This is a genomic window from Bradyrhizobium sp. BR 1433, from assembly GCF_051547665.1.
GTDB classification, from domain to species: Bacteria; Pseudomonadota; Alphaproteobacteria; order Rhizobiales; family Xanthobacteraceae; genus Bradyrhizobium; species Bradyrhizobium australafricanum.
On record NZ_JBPUGG010000001.1, the window covers coordinates 554,108 to 572,109 of the forward strand.

Consider the following 18,002-nt stretch of genomic DNA (forward strand, 5'->3'; position numbering starts at 1 on the left):
ATTCTCTGGATCAATTGACCCCATTGTGGCTTTCGCTCAGTCCGAAGACGACCTGGCCCGATACCTCGCACGTCGACTTGATAGCGATCGAGAGGGAGGAGCGCCAAGCCGCGACGGCTCGCAAGTTAGCCCGGCAGGCGGCGCGGAAGGCGCGGCGCAGCAATCGGATCAAGCGGGGTCCTGATGCAGCGTGACGCTGACGACAAGGTCATCGGCGCAAAGGCAATTGCGTTTGAGATGGGCTGCTCGGTTCGAACGGTTTACCGGCGCGCAGAGGAGCCGGATGCGCCGATCTACAAGCCCTGCGGCAGGTACCATGCATTCAGGAGCGAACTGCGCGACTGGGTCAGAAGGAAGCCTGATTGTCACATTCTGTCAGGTTTTGGCAGGTAGTGGCAGGTTTCAGGAATAGCGACGCGACAACTCTTCGCCTTACACCTACGCGTAGGCGGAGAAGATTGGTTGTTCGATCGTCTGAAAAACATCTTCGGCTTCGGCACGAAGTCCCTCTATGACCCTGCAAGCTGGCAGGCGCTAATTGATTTTGGCGCGCAGACTGCGGCGGGCATTCTCGTATCTCCACGCATCGCTGATCGTTGTCCGGCAGTTCACGCCGGCAAACGCATTCGCTGCGAAACCCTCGCCACTCTGTCGTTGAAGATGTATCGCCGCGAAGGCGACGCCAGCGTCGAGGCAACCGACCATCCTCTTTACGCACTCCTGCACGATCGACCGAACGGCTGGACTTCGGCGACCGAGTTCGTGGCGACGCTAGAAAACGATGTCCTCGACCATGGTCACGGCTACGCCTTCGCCAATCGCGTTAACGGCAAGATCATCGAACTGATCCGGCTCGACCCGACGTCGGTGGCCGTCACGTTCGACCTGATCACGATGGAGCCGACGTACCGGGTCACCGTCTCGGCGGGACCGGCCCGCGAGTATAGCTGGCGCGATATCCTCCACGTTTCTTCCTGGAACAAGCGGTCTGCAATCCGCGAATGCGCCGAGGCAATCGGCCTCGCCATCGCGCTGGAGCGGCACGCATCCAGGATTCTCGGCAATGGCGCCCGACCGTCCGGTGTCATCAAGGCCAAGACCAAGCTCAGCGACACCGCCTATGCCCGGCTCAAGAAAAGCTGGCGCAACGATCAGACTGGGGAGGCGGCCGGCGGCACGGCTATCCTCGAAGACGGTGCCGAATTCGAGGCGCTGACCTTCTCGTCGGTCGATCTCCAGTTCCAGGAGATGCGCAACTTCCAGATCCTCGAGATCGGCCGCGCGCTCGGCATCCCCCCGACGCTGCTGTACGAGCTCGGCCGTGCGACCTGGGCCAACGCCGAGGAGATGGGTCAAGCCTTCCTCAGCTTCACCATGCTGGGCCGCTGCAAGCTCTGGGAGGGCGCCATCTCTCGGCTGCTAACCGAGGAAGAGCAGAAGACCTTCTATCCCGAATTCCTGACCGACACGCTTGTCCGGGCTGACCTGGCCGCCCGCTTCGAGGCCTTTGCCAAGGCCTGCGGCGGCCCGTGGATGGTTCCTGACGAGGTGAGGGCGATCGACAACCGGGGACCGATCGACGGCGGTGCGACCCTCCGGCCGCCGGCAAATGCCGTTGGCGTCACCCCCGACAACAAGCCAGCGCCCAAGCCAAGCCTGCAGGCGGTCGCATGAACGGTAAATTCGAGTTCAAGGCTGACATTGCGGTCGACGACGCCGGGGTCATCAGCGGCATTGCCTGGCCGTTCGGGACGCCGGACCGGGTCGGCGACGAGATTGCCCCGGGCGCGTTCAAGTCAGCCAAGCCGCCGCTGCCGTTGCTTTTCGCTCATGACCCATCGCAGCCGCTTGGCGCGTGGGACCAGCTCGAAGAGACCGCAAAGGGCCTCCAGGTGAAGGGCCGATTGCTGGTCGATGACGTCGCTAGGGCCAAGGAAGTCCGCGCGCTGGTCAAGTCTGGCGCCGTCACCGGCCTTTCGATCGGCTTCATCACGAAATCCGCCAACGCTCGCCGAGGAGGCGGGCGCGTCATCAAGTCCCTCGACTTGGTCGAGGTTTCATTGGTCACCGTGCCGGCGCATCCCGGCGCCCGCGTGACTTCAGCGAAATCCGCGGCGGCTCTCATTGCGCTGGCCGACGCGATTAACCGGGCCAGCGCAGCCCTCCAACTGAAAGCATCCAAATGAGCTTCCATGACCATAAGCGCCGCATGCTGTCCGGCGCGATCGAACTTAAGGACGGCGACGAAGACCCGGCTGCGATCGTGCAGAAGGCGCTCGAAGACCTGACCAAGTCCGTCAACGACCGCTTCACCGCGGTCGAGGGCAAGACCATCGACCACAAGAACTTGCAGGACCGCCTCGACAAGCTCGAAGCCAAGATGAACCGGCCGGGCGCGACCGCCGGTGATGCAAACCCTGACGCCGAGATCGAGAAGAAGGCTTGGGATGCGTTCATCCGCCGCGGTGCTGAACGGCTGTCGGCCGACGAGGCCAAGTCGCTGCGTGTCTCGGACGACACTGCCGGCGGCTACCTGGCTCCCGACTCATATCAGCAGGAACTGGACCGCAACATCGTCCTGTTTTCGCCCGTTCGCTCGGTTGCGCGCGTCATGTCGACCGGCTCCGGTGCCGTCCGCTGGCCCAAGCGGACCGGTGGCCTGACGTCGGCGTGGGTCGGTGAGACCGACGACCGTTCCGAAACAACCGTGACCTTCGGCGAGAACCGCTACGAGGTCCGCGAGATCGCGGCCTATGTCGACGTGTCCAACGCCATGCTCGAGGATTCGACCTTCGACATTCCCGCGCTGCTTGCCTTCGAATTCGCCGAGGACATGGGCGCGAAGGAGGGCACCGCGTTCGTCAACGGTGCCTCTCAGTTGTCGCCGATCGGCTTCATGCAGGACAGCAATTTGTCCTACACGCCGGGCACCGATGCCAGCAACGTCAAGGCTGATGGCCTGATCGACCTGTATCATGCGCTGAAGTCGCCTTATCGGGCGAATGCGGTCTGGGGCATGAATAGCACCACGCTCGGCGCCATCCGCAAGCTGAAAGACACCGCGGGCAATTACCTGACCGCCATGCAGGGCATCAACAACGCCCCGGTGACCACGATCCTGGGCCGCCCGGTGGTCGAGATGCCGGATATGCCTGACGTCGGCGCCGGCAACTTCCCCATCATCTTCGGCGACTTCCAGCAGGGCTATCGGATCTTCGACCGCGTCGCGCTGTCGATCCTCCGCGACCCGTACAGCCAAGCCACGAAGGGCATGACCCGCTTCCATGGCCGGCGCCGTGTCGCTGGTGGCGTCGGCAAGGCCGAAGCCCTCCGCAAGCTCAAAATCGCAACCTCCTAAGGATGACCGCAATGCGCGATCAGGCAAATAACATTCACCTCAAGACGGCGTTCGCGCCGGCCGCGGCGGTCACTGACAACACCGCCCAAGTCAGCGCCATCCTCGACGTGCTGGGCTACGGCTCGGCAACGCTGGCTTTCGTCACCGGCACCCTGTCGGACGCGGACGCGACCTTCGCGGTGCTGCTCGAGGAGAGCAACGACAGCGGAATGAGCGGCGCCGCTGCCGTCGCCGATAAGGACATGATCGGCACCGAGGCATTGGCCGGCTTCACCTTCGCCGACGACGGCGAGGTTCGGAAGCTCGGTTACATCGGCTCGAAACGGTACATCCGCGCAACCATCACACCGACCGGCAACACGGGCAACCTGTTCCTGGCTGGCATGTGGTTGCTCGGCAAGCCGTCCAGCGTGCCGACTGCGAACCCGCCGCAGTAACGAATGCCCCTGTCTCGGCAGGGGCTAGGGGTGCGGTGAAGCTCAAGTCTTCCCCGCCGGATCGATGTCGAACGACGCCGCACCCCGTCTATTCGGAACGAGATCATGATCACGGTCACCGTTGCCAGCAGTGATATCAGTCTGACCCGCCTCGACACCGTCAAGGCGGAGCTGGGCATCGTAGACCGTGGCTCTGACGACAAGCTGAAGAAGCTGATCAGCCAGGCAAGCGGAATCGTTGCTTCATACTGCAACCGGGTGTTTGCCCTGGAGACTGTGCAGGAGATCTTCCGCGTCCGCTGCGGTCCGCATGGCCTGACGACTGGGCGCTATCCGGTCACCGCGATTACCTCGATCGTCGAGAACGACACCGAACTGTCCGAGGATGACTTCGAGGCGGACCTCGAAGCCGGGATCATTGAGCGTTTACGCTCTGGATGCGCGGTGCGATGGCCACAGGGAAAAGTCACCGTGGTCTATAGCGCTGGCTATGACCTTCCGGACGATGTCCCGGAACCTGTCGAGCGAGCGACCATCGAACTCGTAAAGCAATTCTATTCCTCCGGCGATCGGGACCCGCTCGTCCGCAGCGAAACCGTCGAGGGCGCCGGCAGCACCGATTATTTCGCGCCGTTCTCCGGAGGCTTCACGCCCGAGGTCGAGGCGCTTCTCGCTCCCTACAGGAAATTTTCCAATGCTTAATCCAGGCGATTACACGCTGGCAGCGCTCGGTGTCACCACGGCGTTGAGTGGCTCGGCGCAAACCTCGATCCAGGACCTCGAGGGCATGAACGCCGCGACGATCGAGGCGCAGTTCGCTTATGGATCGGGCGGCACTAGCGCCAAGGTCTGGATTCAGACCACGCTTGATGCTGGTCAGACCTGGCTCGACATCGCCTGCCTTGCGTTCACCACGTCGAGCGGCACCAAGATCATCAACCTGTCTGGGCTGACGCCGGTTACCACGGCCATTGTTCCGACCGATGGCGCCATGTCGGACAACACCGTCCAGGACGGCATTCTTGGCTCTGCGCTCCGTGCCAAGATCACCACAGTGGGCACCTATGCCGGAAGCACCTCGCTCAGCGTGAGGGCCAGCGTTCGCTAATGAACCGACTGCTGTCCCAACTGGACCGGTGGTTAGACAAGCGCGGCGAGTCCGTTTGGCTGCAGCGCACCACCTCAGGAACGAACGTCCGGGCTCAGGTGCCTGCGATCGTGCGCGCCCTGACCGCGGAGCAGTTGATCGGCAACATCACGCAGCAAAGCCTCTTCATCATCATTTCGCCGACACATCTGTTCGACCGTAGGCAATGGCCTGGCGGCTTCACGCCGAACGGGCAAACGGCTGGCATCATCGATCCAACTGATCTGCGCTTTCCCCGCACAAGCGATGCCATCTTCGTGCGCGGTCCTCAGCGAGCACTGACCAACGTCAAGCCGGTCTTCGACCGTGGTGAGTGCATTCGTATCGAACTGAGCTGTACGGGGTAGGTGCCATGCCAATGCGAGCACCCCGCATCTGTACCTGTGGTCGGCGCGTCGCTGCCGGTTCGCGTTGCGTCTGCCAACAGGCTCGCAAGGCCGAGGCCGATAAGCGCAGGCCATCAGCACGCGAGCGTGGCTACACCACCAAGTGGGAACGAGAGAGCAAGGCGTTCTTGGCGCGTCCTGAGAACCAGCGCTGCGCCTGCGGCTGCGGCCGATTGGCTGACATGGTCGACCATAGGGTCCCCCACCGTGGTGATCAGCGGCTGTTCTGGAGCCGCAGCAACTGGCAGCCGATGGCCTCGTCCCCCTGCCATTCCAGCCGCAAGCAGGCTCAGGAGAAGCGGGCAGCCCGCGATGGCGTCATGGGACCCCCGGGGCATCGGCAGACTTTGGCTTACCCCCTTGGGACCGGTTCCGGGGTCGAATTTTTGGCCATGCAGGATACGAAAACGGAAATTCTGCCATGAGCCGGCCAGGACCCAAGGGGAAGCCGCCGGAGCTGAAGGTCATTTCTGGCACCGATCAGCCCGCTCGACGGCGAGAACGAGTGGTTTCCGCCCTTGACGGGGAGCCGGTTAAGCCGGCCTGGCTCAAGGGTCGAGCGGCCAAGCTGTGGGCGGAGAAGGTCGCGACATACGCCGATCGCGGCCAATCGGTGGTCGGATGTGAGAGCGCTATGGCCCAGTATTGCTCTCTTGAGGCGTCGCTGATCGAGCAGTTCGTCAAGAAACTCACACCGCCCACCAGCCAACTCTCGGCCTACCGGACCTATGCCGCGGAGTTTTTCGACACGCCGGCATCGCAGATCGGATCACCGAAGCAGCCGAAGGCGGGCAAGTTCGCCGGCAACGGTCAGCCCCCGCCGGCTGAGCATATGGTTTCGGCGCAAGCTGCGGCAAAACCACGGGACGATCGCTCCGATGCGTGATTATCCCGGCGTCGCCGAGCAGTATTGCCGTGACGTCCTCGTCGGTGCGGTCGTCGCCGGCAAGTGGACCCGGCTTGCATGTCGGCGGCACCTTCAGGATTTAGCGCGCTCTGGTGACGATGCGTTCAGGTACACATTCAGCACCTGGCATGCCTCCGACGTCTGTGACTTCATCCAGAAGCTGCCGCATGTAGAGGGTAAGTGGGCATCACCAACGATCACACTTGAGCCGTGGCAGATCTGGTTGCTGGTCTGTGTGTTCGGATGGCGTCGGAAATCGGACGGCGGACGTCGCTTCGAGCAGTCCTATGTCGAGGTCGCCCGCAAGAACGCAAAATCGGCGCTGACCTCTGGTGTGTCCCTGTACTGTCTTACCTGTGACGGAGAGGTGGGACCCCAGATCAAGACAGCGGCCACGACGGGCGGGCAGGCGCGCATCGTGTTCGACGTCGCGAGCAAGATGGCCCGCGGAACCCCGGACCTGAGAGAGGCGTTCGGCCTCGAGGTCATGGCGAATTCGGTGGTCTGCCACCAGAACAACGGCAGCATTCAGCCGATCAACGCGAAGTCTTCCACACAGGACGGTCTAAACCCACACTTGACCGTGATCGACGAGCTGCACGCTCACAAGGATCGCTCGTTGTTCGACGTGCTGGCGGTCTGCCACTGGCGCTCGGAAAAATCCGCTGATGTGGATGATTACGACCGCGGGCTACTCCACGATCGGCGTCTGTTACGAGCAGCGGGACTATCTGTGCAAGGTCTTAGAGGGTGTGGTCGAAGATGACAGCTATTTCGGCGTCATCTACACGCTTGACGAGGGGGATAACCCCTTCGACGAGAGTGTCTGGCCGAAGGCCAACCCCAACCTAAACGTCTCGGTCGATATCGAGAAGATGCGCGCCTATGCCCGGCAAGCCAAGAACTCGCCGGCCAGTGAGGGCGAATTCCGCACCAAACGGCTCAACCTCTGGCAAAATTCACACGCGACCTGGCTGTCGATCGAGAATTGGAAATCTTGCGCCGACACTTCGCTGAAGATCGACGACTTCGCGGGCGAGCTGGCCTGGATCGGCGTCGACTTGGCAGACACGAACGACGTTGCCGCACTCGTCATCGTGTTTGAGCGTGACGGCATCCATCATGCATTCGCGCGATTCTATTTGCCTGAGGACCTGGTCGAGATCTGCGCGCACCGCACCACTACACATTACAAGGTGTGGGCGGACCAAGGTTTCATCACCACGACCAAGGGCGACTTTATCGATCACAACGCGATCGAGCAGGACATCCGCGCGCTGTGCGAAGCACATCAGATCATGAGCATTCGCCTTGAGCACTATGGATCAGCCCAGATCGCCGCAAATCTCATGGAAGACGGCCTTCCGGCCGAGATCGTGCATAAGAAGCCCGAAACCTACAGCGAGCCGGCGAAGCTGCTCGAGGCTTGGGTCGAGATCAAGAAATTCCGGTTCGATGGCAATCCGGTTCTGACCTGGATGGCGTCGAACTGTGTCGTCGACCGCCGCGTGAACGGTTCGATCCTTCCGAAGAAAGAGCACAAAGACTTACCGAAAAAAATCGACGGCATTGATGCACTGATCATGGCGATCGGCGCGGCAACCGCGGGCGAAAGCCGCTCAGCATACGATTTTGACGATAGGTCGGATGGAATTTTGCATGTTTGAGATCCCCATCAGGAGAGATTTAGGTGTTCTTTAGTCCGCAAATTCTCGCACGGCCGGCCCCTAAGCCTTTGGTGGGAGGCGGCGGGTTCACACCAACGACGTTTGACGCTGCATCTCTTTCTAACGCCACGCTCAGGAGCCACTAAAGACGATGACGCTTCAAACGCTCGCTAGACCTACGTTTCTCGGACCTAGCCCGAACTTCAACCCGATCAACGGGCTTGGATCGTTTAACGCCGGCTTGCTCAATCAGGCTGTAATTTGTATCGGCCAAATTGAAACATCCGACCAAGGCTCACATACGATCGACACGACCGGGTCGTCATCGATCGGTTGGCGCTCCGATGGTATTACGTTCGTCAATCCGAGTACCTCTGTTTCGGTAGGACTTGCTGCCGTCGATACCAGCAATGGTCAACCTGGACGCGCCGTTAATTCGGCGGGCGTCGCCACACTCGATGTTGCAGCCGTGTTTGCTGGCAACGGCGGCGGGATCACAGATAGCGCGTGGCAAACCAGCGTCCCGACGACCGGATCCAAGACAATCGCTCATGGCGATCTCGTCGCCTTCGTGATCCAGATGACCGCGCGCGGTGGCTCTGACATAGTCCGCATTGATCTACCTGGCCCCGCTACCGTAGGCATCATGTCGCCTACGGTGACGACGTACAATGGCAGCTCGTACACAGGACAAGCTGCGTCTATTCCGAATGTCCTCATAACGTTCGCCGATGGTGCCACCGGATGGATTCAGGGCGGTGACGTCGCGTCCACCATGGGCAGCAAATTCTGGAATAGCGGCTCGGCTACCAAGGAGTACGGGCAGCTTTATCAAATGCCCGTGCCGATGAAGATTTTTGGGATCTACGGCTGGGGCGCGTTCAGCAACGACGTCACGTTGAACCTATACAGCGATCCGCTCGGGACGCCGGCCGTCCAGAAGTCTGCATCCATCGTGGCAAAAACGCTCTCGTCGAATAGCGGCTTCTTCTACAAGATGTTCTCTTCGCCGTACTCTACGACCGCGAACCAGCCGATCGGCGCCGTGTTCACACCGGGCGCGGGAAGCATCAGCGCTTATTTCAAGACGCTGGGCAACGCTGCTCATCGCGCGTCAGACCCTTGGGGTACCAGTGGCTATGGCATCAGCCGGGCATCTGGTGCGTTCGCCAATGCCAATTCGAGCCTCGATCATTATTACATCGGGCTTCTGGCCAGCGCATTCGATGATGGAACATCGGGCGGCGGCGGGGGCTTCGTGGGCGTGATCGGCTCTTAGCCACAGATGACATCGACAAGCGACGAAACAATCATCGTGGTTTCAGCCGCCCCACGGCGGTGCCCGTCCGTGCTCCCGCGATTTCCCAACCCACCATGCCGGCCGCACGGTGCAGGAACTCCACTTGTCTTGGAGTTCTTCTCTGAGCCGCCGTCGGCGGTCGATTACGCGAAGGGGAAAGCGCAGCGCCGCGACGTAGCGGCGTATCTGCAGTCAATTAACGATGCGCGCGACCACAGCATTGTCTTGAAGATCGATGATGCGGGTGGGGTCGCAGATGACGCCTTGCAGATTGCCTTGGCGGTGCTGGCGCACCCGTGGCGCGTTGAGGCTCAGATAATCGGCCGATGCAGCTCCAGCGCGGTACTTCTCGCGCTATCGGCGGACGTTCGAACCATCGCCCCGGAGGGACGCGTGTTAGTACATGCAGCTGTCAGGTGCTACGGCGAACAGCAGTTCAAGGCGATGCAGTTTCTATCCGCTGAAGAGCGGCATGCGATCAACGAAAGTCTCTGCGATACCGACGACGTTACGACCTCGCTGCTCAAGTCTCGCCTCGATGTCACCGAGCAGACGGCCCGCGCGTGGATTGCCGAAAATCGCATCTGGAATGCGACCGAGGCTTTGACCAACGGCTTTGTTCACTCGATCGCGGAGTTCGGGGCGTGAACAAGCGGGTCGACGACATCTACGCAGTGGAATTCACGGCAGTGCCATACATCCGCTGTTCGTTCGGATGGACGGCCGCCAACTTCGACCCATCAACCGCAATCCATGCGGTGGTGAGCAATCATAATCTGACCGTTACAGGCACGGCGCCGGGTGGCGGAGGGGCATTGGTGTTCGCCAGCGAGGCGAAGTCATCAGGAAAATACTACTTCGAAATTCAGTGGGTCTCTCTCGGAGGATTTCTTTTTGGCGGCGAAATCGGGATCGCATCAACGTCTGCGACCGTTGGCGATCTCGCGGGGCCGAACAATGCGACAATGCTCTTCCAAGGCAACATCCCGCAGGGGCAGATTTGGCTGAACGGTGCCTATTCGAGCTTTAGCTTAGGGCTCATCACCGTGGGTGACGTGATCGGCATAGCCGTAGATATCGACAACGGAAAAGTCTGGTTCAAGAACGTCACTGATGGCGGACTATGGAACGGTGCTTCTGCTGCCGGCGATCCTGCGTCCAGTACTAATGGCGTCGCCATTCCGGCCGGCTCAGTAATCCCTGCAGTTGGCTTCGGAATTAACAACGACATCTACACCGCGAACTTTGGGGCACGATCCTTTGCCGGCGCTGTCCCAGCCGGTTTTACGCCAGGATGGTTTGTTTAAATGAGTGCAACAGCAAACCAAGCCCTATTGGCAATTCGCGCGCGCCTAGAGGCTGACGACTCCGGCATCACCATTCCGTTGCGTTGGCATGGTGAGCCAAGCGACCCATTGCCGGATGATCCGGTGCCATTCGGCTTCGTCATCTTCAATAATGAAGGGTCTGGCAACGGTCCGATCGAATTCGGCGGGGGCAGGGGGCAGAACCGGTACAGGAACAATGGTACGGTCGAGACTTACGTGTTCGTTCCTGCACAGTCCGGCTTGCCGGCCGCGCTCGACCTCGCAGAGACCGTCGCGTCGAGGCTCCGAAGCTTCAGGGACGATACGGTTTCTTGCTTCTCAGCCGACGTGATCCCGATCGGCGCCGCGTCCAACATCGCACCGCCCGGTCTCGACAGCGACGTGTCGAACTTCGTCGCCGCTCTGGCGGAAGTGAGGGTTACGTTCGATCAGATTGGGTAGGGCGCTACTTGCCCGCGACGGCGCGCATCGCGTGCTCGGTCATGCGCTTGTGGTAGACCGCCCGTTCGATGAAGTGGACCGCGACCAATACCGCGATCAGAATCCCTAAGGCCACCACTGTCGTCTAGCTCCGGTGAAAACCTACTGAATTCTGAATCAACCGTAGGGTGACAGCAAGAGTTAGGGATTCCAAATCGACACTGGATGTGTTACAAGTAGGCGTCGTTCCTATTCCGAACTACGCTTATTTGTAACATGATCAATTGCAGCGACTGCCGGAAAGAGGTGAAGGTCGACGCCGTCCGCGGCAGGTGCCAAGCTTGCTACGCTCGCGACCTTCGCGCTCGCAATCGCATTAAATTCCTCGTCTGCCAGACCTGCAAGGGCGGCTTTTCCAGCACGCGCTCGGACGCGCTGTTCTGCTCGTCGGCTTGCAGGCAATCGGCCTACAGGATGCGGGGCGAATGCGCGTAGAACCGTCATTTCTTCTCGATAAGGCCGACCTCTTCGCCAGTGTCGTGCACGGTTGGCACACCGAATTGCTTCGCCGTCTCGTGCGCGAAGGTGACAGCCTCATAGTAGTCTCTGAAGTCAGCTAGGTCTGTCCTATTGCCGGACTTCTCTACGAGCGTGACGAAAAACCGGATTCCGGCCTCGTCATCGCTATCCGGCTCTTCAAATTCCCCGGCTTCGATCTCGATGACTGCGTCATCGTATTTGGGAGTGCGTGTCATTTTCGTGGGCTCTGGTGGTCCCTCTAGCCTAGCCGAAGTAAAAGGCTGGCTTCCCTTCTGTGGTGTAGATCCAACCGTCAGAGACGTAGTACGGCGCAACCCCGCCGTTGATTGGGTACCACCAACCGCCAGCGACTGAAAAAGCCGTCTGCCCGTCTTTCGAATAGATGTAATCGCCTTCTTGGTAGTAGGCCGGCTGCCCGTCTGTCGTGAAAAGCCAGCGTGTAGCCATTCCTATTTACCCTTCGCCTGCAGCCCGATCTCGACCAGCCGTCGTATGGCCTCAGGCCGCGACAGCGCCGCGTCCTGCCGCGCAATCCATTGATCAAGCGCCTCGAACTGATCCTCTTCAAGACGCACCATGACGCCGTCGCGTCGCCCGCCGGTCGACGGTCGTCCGCGCCTCTTTTTGGGATACCCCGAATTGACTTCGCCATGAATATGGGATACCCCAAAAGCGAGCCGAGGGGAAGGGTCTAGCTTCCACCTCGGCCCTAACCCGAACCACAGGAGTTGAGGTCCTATGACACAGGCTATTCGAACATCTACCACACGCCGTCAATTCTCGAAATTGCTGGCTGGTCTGGCCGGTGCAGCGGCGGTGCCGGTCGCCGCGATGGCGGCGGCCTCCCCCGATGATGACAGCGCGCTGCTCCGGCTCGAGGAGAAAATCTTCGACGCCTGGCGGGCCGCAATCGCGCCTTACGAGGAGATTCACCGGTTAGACGACATTTGGCGCCGCGAGGCCGGGCGGCTCTACGAGGAAATGAAGCAGGGGCGATTGACGCTCACCGACGACGAGCGGTGGCAGATCGTCTGGGCCATGCCGGAGTGGAAAGAGCACGGTCGGCTCGTTGAGCTGAGCAATGGGCACTTCGACCGCATGTTCGATTTGATTGACGAAATGTGGGCTCTCCCGGCGTACACGGAGGCCGGCCGGAAGGCGAAGGTGGCTGTGGCACTCTACTGTGTGCTGGACTGGCGAGACCGCGACGATGAGCTCGATTACCGGGAGCTCATGGCCCGCCGGCTGCTGATCGAACTCGTCGGGGGCGAGGCTGCATCGTCATTGCGCGAATCGTTCGCCGCCTAGCAGCGTCTAAACCCTTGAATGGCCCCGGTGCGGAGACGTCGCGCCGGGGCTGGGCGCGTTTACCCCTGCCTGCCTGACAGCCCGCACCGCGCCACCTTGTGGTCCCCCTTTGGGATCGTCAGTATTTCCGATGGGCAGCCGGGTTGATTTGAATCAGTGATCCGGCGTGGTCCGATTAGCGCTGTCGTCAATTAGAATCTTCACTTCCACCCGACAACCAACAGGGATCGTCAAGTAAACGACGCGTTTCGTTCTGGCCTCTAAGCCCCTGATATCGCTACGGGCCAAAATGATTATCGTGGATAACCGGGCGACTCTAAATTTCTACTAGAGCGCCCGTGGTAAGCAGCCGCATAAGTGACCGCGTGCCGTTCGACTACCGAATGGCGGAGACCGCCCAGAAAATGGTTCGACCAGTCTCAAACCCAGTTGGAGCTTGGCCCCTGGAGATGCGCGCCGAAACTGCGGCGGCATTCTGTGACGAGCCCAGCGTTGATGCCTTCCTCAACAAGGTGTCGTTGGGCTTCTACTGTCAGCCCACGCGGGCAAAGGGTGCGCTGCCGAAGTGGCATCGTCTTAAACTGGAGCGGGACATTTCCCGACGTCACGGGCTTAGGGATGACGGGATGGAGCTCGTCGAGAAGGCGGAGGATCTGATCGCCTGATGCGTCGGAAACCGCTTGGTTGGCCTGATCTGATGACGTCAAAGCGCCTATCGACTGGCGCAACGGCGTACTATTGGCAGCCACCAACGCGGGCACGGCGGGCAGGCTGTCCGGTCACGCCTGAGGCCCTTGGCACCGACTACGGCGCAGCCAAGCAGCGCTGCGATGAAATTCTAAATCCCCACTACCAGACCTGGCTAAAAGGCGAGACATCGGCGCTCGTCGCTGGCGTATCGGTAGGCACATGGGACTGGATGGTGGGCATCTATAAGAAGTCGCCCCGATACACCGGCAGACCGGCCGAGACGCGCAAGTCGTACGACCGGATGTTGAAGTTCATCTCGTTGGTGCCGCTGACGGACGGTCGGAAGTTCGGCCAGCTATCGCTGAAGTCTATCTCGCCGGCCGCGGCGGACCGCTTGTACGAGAAGCTGAAAGCAAGCCCCCGCGGGGAGCGACCTCGAACAGCGCTGCTTGCCATGCAGGTGGCAAAGAGGGCTTGGAATGTGGCGTATCGCGCTGAATCAAAGCTGGTGCCAGCGAACAACCCGTTCCGGAAGATGGACATCGAGTATCGGGCCAAGCCGACCAAGATATTCTCCTACGAGAACTTACGGGCCTTCGTGGCAAAGGCAGACGAACTCGGCGAGCAGTCGATCGGCACGGCGGCGTTGATCGCATTCAACTGGCTCCAGCGCGAGGTCGATATCATCGGTCGGATCACTTGGTCCCGGTTTAGGCCGGCCGACGCGCCGGACTTCGTTCGGATCATCCATTTCAAGACCGGCGCGGAATACGATGTGCCGCTCTACGACGCAGACGGCTCTCACCTGTGGCCCGACCTAACGCCGCGCCTCGACGCCGCTGAGCGTCATGGGACGCTTATCGTCACGCGAGATCAGCCGGACCGGTTCAAAGGCGTGCACCTGCCATGGCGGAAGCGACATTTCCTGCGGCGGGTTGCCGCCATCCGGAAGGCGGCAGGGATCAGTCCCGATATCAAGTTCATGGGTCTGCGCCATGGCGGCAATACCGAGGGCGCCGACGCGAATTTGTCGGACGCGCAGTTGCGCGCGTTGAGTGGCCACAAGTCGCAGGCGTCCTTGCTCAGGTACGCGCAGACGTCAGTAAACCAACGTCGGGACGGCGCCCGTAAGCGCCGGGACTCCAGAACGAAAGCAGGCAATTTGTCGGAATGAGCGCGTGACCGAATGTCGGAATGACGTTCGGTATGCCGCCAAGTGATTGATTTTATGGTGAGCGCGGAGGAACTCGAACCCTCGACCCCATGATTAAAAGTCACGTGCTCTACCGCCTGAGCTACGCGCTCACTCACCTGAACATTAGATCCGGACGCCAGCGGTGAACCGCTCCGGATCGTGCTCCAGCCCGCGCTGTGTAGGGGCAGGGCCCATCGGGTCAATAGCCGAGGGGCGCTCAATTGTGCACCGACGCGCCGGATTTGCTGTTCCGGCGCCTGTGCTTAGGGCCGCTTCTTGAAGTTGGCTCAGTTGTCGCGGCGGATTTCCGAGCCGACCGGCTGCGACGGGGCGGCGACCGAGGGCAGGCTGACCGGGCGCAACCCGATCAGTTCCGCGGTGCGGATCGCGCTGTTGCGCCAGAATGCGAACTCGTTGATCCGCGAATTTTCCAGGATCGCGATGGAGACCGCCGCCAGGAATGGCAGGCTCTGCAGCACCAGGACGCCGGCAAAGATGTAGATCTCGCGCACCTGCTTGTAGCCATTGGTGACGACAAGCACGACGGCGCCGATCAGCAGCAACACGCCGATCACGGCTTCCCAGAACGCCTGGAACTCGATCGACATCCGCGACAGGCCGCCCTTGGAGGTGCGGGCGAACGCAAGATGCTCCGTGATCAGGCCCTGCGCCACCGCGCGCGACACCGTCCACTGCACGCTCATCGCCGCGATCATGGCTCCCAACATCTGACCGGCCTTGATGTTCACGCGCAGCCGGTAAAGCGCGACGAAATGCACCAGCGAGACGATGAAGGAGGCGATGATCGGCAGCGTCAAAATCTTGTCGGGGATCGCGATGTCGGCGAAGGCGACGATCGGCACCCAGATCAGGTTGAGGATCGCAACCACGACGCCGAGGCTTTCGGCGCCGAGCCAGTTGAGCCAGCCCAGCGAGAACTCGCGGCGCTGATCGGGCGTCAGCCGGCTGGCGCCGGGCAGGAAGCGCCGCCAGTGCTTCTTGACGATCTGGAAGCCGCCATAGGCCCAGCGATGGCGCTGCTTCTTGAAGGCCTCGTAGGTGTCGGGCAGCAGGCCTTCGCCGTAACGCACATTGGTGTAGTGCGTGAGCCAGCCCTGCTGCTGGATCGAGAGGCCGAGATCGGTGTCCTCGCAGATCGTGTCGCTGGACCAGCCGCCGGCCTTGTCCATCGCGGCGCGGCGGATCAGGCACATCGTGCCGTGCACGATGATGGCGTTGAACTCGTTGCGCTGGACCATGCCGATGTCGAAGAACCCGGCATATTCGCCGTTCATGATGTAGTGCATCAGCGAGCGATCGCCGTCGCGATGCTCCTGCGGCGCCTGCACGAGGCCGACGCGCGGATCGGCGAACGCCGGCACGAGATCCTTCAGCCAGTCCGGATGCACGACATAGTCGGCGTCGATGATGCCGATGATCTCGGCATCCGCCGCGGTGCGGTCCATCGCGATGCGCAGCGCACCGGCCTTGAAGCCCTGCACCTTCTCGGCATTGATGAACTTGAAGCGCTCGCCGAGCAGCCGGCAGTGATCCTGGATCGGCCGCCAGAAGTCGGGATCGGGCGTGTTGTTGATGATGCAGACGCACTCGAAGTTCGGATAGTCGAGCCGCGACACTGCATCGAGGGTCTGCTTCAGCATCTCGACCGGCTCGAATAGGCCGGGATGTGGATCGAGACCTTCGGAAACTTCACGTTCTCGCCGATCGTGGCAGGCGCAAGCGGCTCGCTCTTGCCGATCAGCCGGCGCGGGCCGCGGCCGAACGCCACCGCCGCGATCTCCTCGATCCGCGCCATTGCGATCAGGACCAGCGGAACCAGCAGCACCAGGCCGAGGCTGAGCGCGAAGGCCGAGCCCCAGACGAAGTAGTGCGTCGTCCAGTAGGAGAACACCGTCGCGACCCACGCGCCGACGCCATTGGCGGCCGCCGACAGCAGCAGCGCCTGCATCACGGTCGGTTGGTCCAGCCGCAGGATCGGCAGCGACATGAACAGGCCGACCAGGACGGCGACCAGCGCGATCTTCCAGTAGTTCGGATCGGTGACCGGTCCGGTCCAGGCGAACTTTGGCTCGCGGTCGGCATTGAGGATGCCCCAGTAGGGGCCGACGCCGCCTTCGAAGAACTTCCAGGGCTGATCGATCGCCTCGACGATGTTGTAGTCCATGCCGATGGCTTCGGCGCGGGTGACGAAGTTGCGAAGCACGGTGGCCTGCTGGAACGGGCCGGGAACGGCGCTGCGCAGATTGTAGCCCTGGCTCGGCCAGCCGAATTCGGCAATCAGGATGCGTTTGCCGGGGAAGGAGTCGCGCAACAAATTGTAGCGGTCGACCGCCTGGTCCACCGCCTGCTTGTCGGTGAAGTTTTCCAGTAGGGCAGCACGTGCGCGGCGACGAAGTCGGACGAGTTGGCGAGCTGCGGATGGTCGCGCCAGATGTTCCAGATTTCACCGGTGGTGACGGGAACGTTGACCGACTTCTTGACCCGCTGGATCATCTTGATCAGCCGGTGCACGTTGTTTTCGGCGACTGCCCACTTGATCGCTTCAGCGCGCTTGCTCAAGCCGCTGCTGCCGTTTTCATCCGGCTGCATTTCCGCGTCGTGAAGACGCTGCGCTTCCTCGCGAAGAATCCTCTCGGACTCCTCGGGCGGCACGCCGATCTCCGGAACCGAGCCAAGGTTTTCCAGCGGCACCTGCTCGCCGCGGAACACGGTTTCGTTGCCGACCACGATGCCGATGACGTTGCTGTTGCGCTTGGCCAGGTTGATCGCGGCTTCGATCTCGCGGTTGTTGCGGTTGGCGTCCTTGTCGATCCACGCGCCAACGGTGACCTTCATGCCGAACTCGGCGGCGACCGGCGGCACCAGCTCATTGCCTTCCGTCGACGAATAGAGGCGGACCGCCTTGGTGAGCGTGGACAGTTTTCGTAGGTCGGTGCGCACCTTCTCGGTGTCGGCGGCGACGTCTGCGACGGTGTGGCCTGACTCGAACGGAGCGTAGGACAGGCTCGGCAGTGTGCCACGGAAATCGGGCGCCGACTGCTTCTCCTGGAAGAGACCCCACAGGGCGGCGTGGGCGGCGGTGACAAGCAACAGGACGGCGACGACGGCGCGCATCGCGGTTAAACCATACGGGGCCTGAGATTGAGGACTAAGCGAACCCGTCCCCTGGGTTCGACCAACACGACAGCGGAGGGAAAGATATCTCCGCCATCCGATTTAACAACTGGTGTGCCGCGATGGCGTTTTAAGGGCGCAAGCCGTTCCAGCCGCGAAAAAAATCGCGGCCGGACCCCGGTCG

Annotated in this window: 20 protein-coding genes, 1 tRNA gene and 1 pseudogene; 17 read left to right on the forward strand and 5 right to left on the reverse strand. The window is 61.4% G+C overall.

Annotation, left to right across the window (positions count from 1 at the left end; all coding sequences use genetic code 11):
• The first annotated feature begins 462 nt into the window (after positions 1-462).
• The 14 genes from ACSKB9_RS02810 (at position 463) to ACSKB9_RS02875 (ending at position 10,971) form a co-directional block, all read left to right on the forward strand.
• Positions 463-1,674, forward strand: coding sequence for a phage portal protein (locus ACSKB9_RS02810; protein WP_438071543.1), 1,212 nt, complete (start codon positions 463-465; stop codon positions 1,672-1,674).
• The gene (locus tag ACSKB9_RS02815) at positions 1,671-2,186 is read left to right on the forward strand and encodes an HK97 family phage prohead protease (RefSeq protein WP_438071545.1); all 516 of its coding nucleotides are present in this window, start codon (positions 1,671-1,673) and stop codon (positions 2,184-2,186) included. The genes ACSKB9_RS02810 and ACSKB9_RS02815 overlap by 4 nt, the downstream gene beginning before the upstream one ends.
• Positions 2,183-3,358, forward strand: coding sequence for a phage major capsid protein (locus tag ACSKB9_RS02820; RefSeq protein ID WP_438071547.1), 1,176 nt, complete (start codon positions 2,183-2,185; stop codon positions 3,356-3,358). The genes ACSKB9_RS02815 and ACSKB9_RS02820 overlap by 4 nt, the downstream gene beginning before the upstream one ends.
• 11 nt (positions 3,359-3,369) lie before the next feature.
• Positions 3,370-3,795 (forward strand): hypothetical protein, encoded by a 426-nt coding sequence (locus ACSKB9_RS02825; protein ID WP_438071549.1) that lies wholly within the window; start codon positions 3,370-3,372, stop codon positions 3,793-3,795.
• Between the two features lie 105 nt (positions 3,796-3,900).
• On the forward strand, positions 3,901-4,497 hold the full coding sequence (locus ACSKB9_RS02830) for a hypothetical protein (RefSeq protein WP_438071551.1): 597 nt from the start codon (positions 3,901-3,903) through the stop codon (positions 4,495-4,497).
• The gene (locus tag ACSKB9_RS02835; protein ID WP_438071552.1) at positions 4,490-4,903 is read left to right on the forward strand and encodes a hypothetical protein; all 414 of its coding nucleotides are present in this window, start codon (positions 4,490-4,492) and stop codon (positions 4,901-4,903) included. The genes ACSKB9_RS02830 and ACSKB9_RS02835 overlap by 8 nt, the downstream gene beginning before the upstream one ends.
• The gene (locus ACSKB9_RS02840) at positions 4,903-5,289 is read left to right on the forward strand and encodes a hypothetical protein (RefSeq protein ID WP_438071554.1); all 387 of its coding nucleotides are present in this window, start codon (positions 4,903-4,905) and stop codon (positions 5,287-5,289) included. Before ACSKB9_RS02835 ends, ACSKB9_RS02840 begins: the two co-directional genes overlap by 1 nt.
• Positions 5,290-5,833: 544 nt before the next feature.
• A complete protein-coding gene (locus tag ACSKB9_RS02845; RefSeq protein ID WP_438071556.1) occupies positions 5,834-6,214 on the forward strand; it encodes a hypothetical protein in 381 nt (126 codons plus the stop codon).
• Positions 6,207-7,001, forward strand: coding sequence for a terminase large subunit domain-containing protein (locus tag ACSKB9_RS02850; protein ID WP_438071558.1), 795 nt, complete (start codon positions 6,207-6,209; stop codon positions 6,999-7,001). The genes ACSKB9_RS02845 and ACSKB9_RS02850 overlap by 8 nt, the downstream gene beginning before the upstream one ends.
• The gene (locus ACSKB9_RS02855; protein ID WP_438071560.1) at positions 6,904-7,902 is read left to right on the forward strand and encodes a terminase TerL endonuclease subunit; all 999 of its coding nucleotides are present in this window, start codon (positions 6,904-6,906) and stop codon (positions 7,900-7,902) included. Before ACSKB9_RS02850 ends, ACSKB9_RS02855 begins: the two co-directional genes overlap by 98 nt.
• A gap of 151 nt (positions 7,903-8,053) precedes the next feature.
• The gene (locus tag ACSKB9_RS02860) at positions 8,054-9,181 is read left to right on the forward strand and encodes a hypothetical protein (protein WP_438071561.1); all 1,128 of its coding nucleotides are present in this window, start codon (positions 8,054-8,056) and stop codon (positions 9,179-9,181) included.
• 129 nt (positions 9,182-9,310) lie between these two features.
• Positions 9,311-9,850 (forward strand): ATP-dependent Clp protease proteolytic subunit, encoded by a 540-nt coding sequence (locus tag ACSKB9_RS02865; protein WP_438071562.1) that lies wholly within the window; start codon positions 9,311-9,313, stop codon positions 9,848-9,850.
• On the forward strand, positions 9,847-10,509 hold the full coding sequence (locus ACSKB9_RS02870; protein WP_438071564.1) for an SPRY domain-containing protein: 663 nt from the start codon (positions 9,847-9,849) through the stop codon (positions 10,507-10,509). Before ACSKB9_RS02865 ends, ACSKB9_RS02870 begins: the two co-directional genes overlap by 4 nt.
• Positions 10,510-10,971 carry a hypothetical protein gene (locus ACSKB9_RS02875; RefSeq protein ID WP_438071566.1) on the forward strand — a complete coding sequence of 154 codons (462 nt, stop codon included), beginning with the start codon at positions 10,510-10,512 and terminating at the stop codon, positions 10,969-10,971. It begins immediately after the preceding gene.
• 479 nt (positions 10,972-11,450) lie between these two features.
• On the opposite strand, the gene ACSKB9_RS02880 is transcribed toward ACSKB9_RS02875, so the two are convergent.
• The 3 genes from ACSKB9_RS02880 to ACSKB9_RS02890 are packed head-to-tail and all read right to left on the reverse strand — an operon-like array spanning position 11,451 to position 12,068.
• The gene (locus ACSKB9_RS02880; RefSeq protein ID WP_438071568.1) at positions 11,451-11,705 is read right to left on the reverse strand and encodes a hypothetical protein; all 255 of its coding nucleotides are present in this window, start codon (positions 11,703-11,705) and stop codon (positions 11,451-11,453) included.
• A 28-nt stretch (positions 11,706-11,733) separates the two neighbouring features.
• The gene (locus ACSKB9_RS02885; RefSeq protein ID WP_438071569.1) at positions 11,734-11,937 is read right to left on the reverse strand and encodes a hypothetical protein; all 204 of its coding nucleotides are present in this window, start codon (positions 11,935-11,937) and stop codon (positions 11,734-11,736) included.
• 2 nt (positions 11,938-11,939) lie between these two features.
• The gene (locus ACSKB9_RS02890; protein ID WP_438071570.1) at positions 11,940-12,068 is read right to left on the reverse strand and encodes a hypothetical protein; all 129 of its coding nucleotides are present in this window, start codon (positions 12,066-12,068) and stop codon (positions 11,940-11,942) included.
• A gap of 160 nt (positions 12,069-12,228) precedes the next feature.
• Between ACSKB9_RS02890 and ACSKB9_RS02895 the strand changes: the two genes are divergently transcribed.
• From ACSKB9_RS02895 to ACSKB9_RS02905, 3 genes are all read left to right on the forward strand, one after another.
• A complete protein-coding gene (locus ACSKB9_RS02895; RefSeq protein WP_438071572.1) occupies positions 12,229-12,798 on the forward strand; it encodes a hypothetical protein in 570 nt (189 codons plus the stop codon).
• A gap of 449 nt (positions 12,799-13,247) precedes the next feature.
• Positions 13,248-13,463: a hypothetical protein gene (locus ACSKB9_RS02900; protein ID WP_438071574.1), complete on the forward strand. Its 216-nt coding sequence runs from the start codon at positions 13,248-13,250 to the stop codon at positions 13,461-13,463.
• Between the two features lie 32 nt (positions 13,464-13,495).
• On the forward strand, positions 13,496-14,662 hold the full coding sequence (locus ACSKB9_RS02905) for a tyrosine-type recombinase/integrase (protein WP_438071576.1): 1,167 nt from the start codon (positions 13,496-13,498) through the stop codon (positions 14,660-14,662).
• 55 nt (positions 14,663-14,717) lie between these two features.
• Here the strand turns inward: ACSKB9_RS02905 and ACSKB9_RS02910 are convergent.
• Both ACSKB9_RS02910 and ACSKB9_RS02915 read right to left on the reverse strand, forming a co-directional pair.
• Positions 14,718-14,793 (reverse strand) — tRNA-Lys (locus ACSKB9_RS02910).
• Between the two features lie 177 nt (positions 14,794-14,970).
• Positions 14,971-17,818: pseudogene (locus tag ACSKB9_RS02915) on the reverse strand (glycosyltransferase).
• Positions 17,819-18,002 lie beyond the last annotated feature (184 nt).

Bases quoted from the DNA above. Each gene is read 5' to 3' on its own strand.
- ACSKB9_RS02860 (WP_438071561.1), top strand. From the start codon at position 8,054: ATGACGCTTCAAACGCTCGCTAGACCTACGTTTCTCGGACCTAGCCCG.
- ACSKB9_RS02835 (WP_438071552.1), top strand. From the start codon at position 4,490: ATGCTTAATCCAGGCGATTACACGCTGGCAGCGCTCGGTGTCACCACG.
- ACSKB9_RS02875 (WP_438071566.1), top strand. From the start codon at position 10,510: ATGAGTGCAACAGCAAACCAAGCCCTATTGGCAATTCGCGCGCGCCTA.
- ACSKB9_RS02830 (WP_438071551.1), top strand. From the start codon at position 3,901: ATGATCACGGTCACCGTTGCCAGCAGTGATATCAGTCTGACCCGCCTC.
- ACSKB9_RS02815 (WP_438071545.1), top strand. From the start codon at position 1,671: ATGAACGGTAAATTCGAGTTCAAGGCTGACATTGCGGTCGACGACGCC.
- ACSKB9_RS02840 (WP_438071554.1), top strand. From the start codon at position 4,903: ATGAACCGACTGCTGTCCCAACTGGACCGGTGGTTAGACAAGCGCGGC.
- ACSKB9_RS02880 (WP_438071568.1), bottom strand. From the start codon at position 11,705: ATGACACGCACTCCCAAATACGATGACGCAGTCATCGAGATCGAAGCC.
- ACSKB9_RS02900 (WP_438071574.1), top strand. From the start codon at position 13,248: ATGCGCGCCGAAACTGCGGCGGCATTCTGTGACGAGCCCAGCGTTGAT.
- ACSKB9_RS02895 (WP_438071572.1), top strand. From the start codon at position 12,229: ATGACACAGGCTATTCGAACATCTACCACACGCCGTCAATTCTCGAAA.
- ACSKB9_RS02855 (WP_438071560.1), top strand. From the start codon at position 6,904: ATGTGGATGATTACGACCGCGGGCTACTCCACGATCGGCGTCTGTTAC.
- ACSKB9_RS02820 (WP_438071547.1), top strand. From the start codon at position 2,183: ATGAGCTTCCATGACCATAAGCGCCGCATGCTGTCCGGCGCGATCGAA.
- ACSKB9_RS02905 (WP_438071576.1), top strand. From the start codon at position 13,496: ATGACGTCAAAGCGCCTATCGACTGGCGCAACGGCGTACTATTGGCAG.
- ACSKB9_RS02890 (WP_438071570.1), bottom strand. From the start codon at position 12,068: ATGGTGCGTCTTGAAGAGGATCAGTTCGAGGCGCTTGATCAATGGATT.
- ACSKB9_RS02850 (WP_438071558.1), top strand. From the start codon at position 6,207: ATGCGTGATTATCCCGGCGTCGCCGAGCAGTATTGCCGTGACGTCCTC.
- ACSKB9_RS02825 (WP_438071549.1), top strand. From the start codon at position 3,370: ATGCGCGATCAGGCAAATAACATTCACCTCAAGACGGCGTTCGCGCCG.
- ACSKB9_RS02885 (WP_438071569.1), bottom strand. From the start codon at position 11,937: ATGGCTACACGCTGGCTTTTCACGACAGACGGGCAGCCGGCCTACTAC.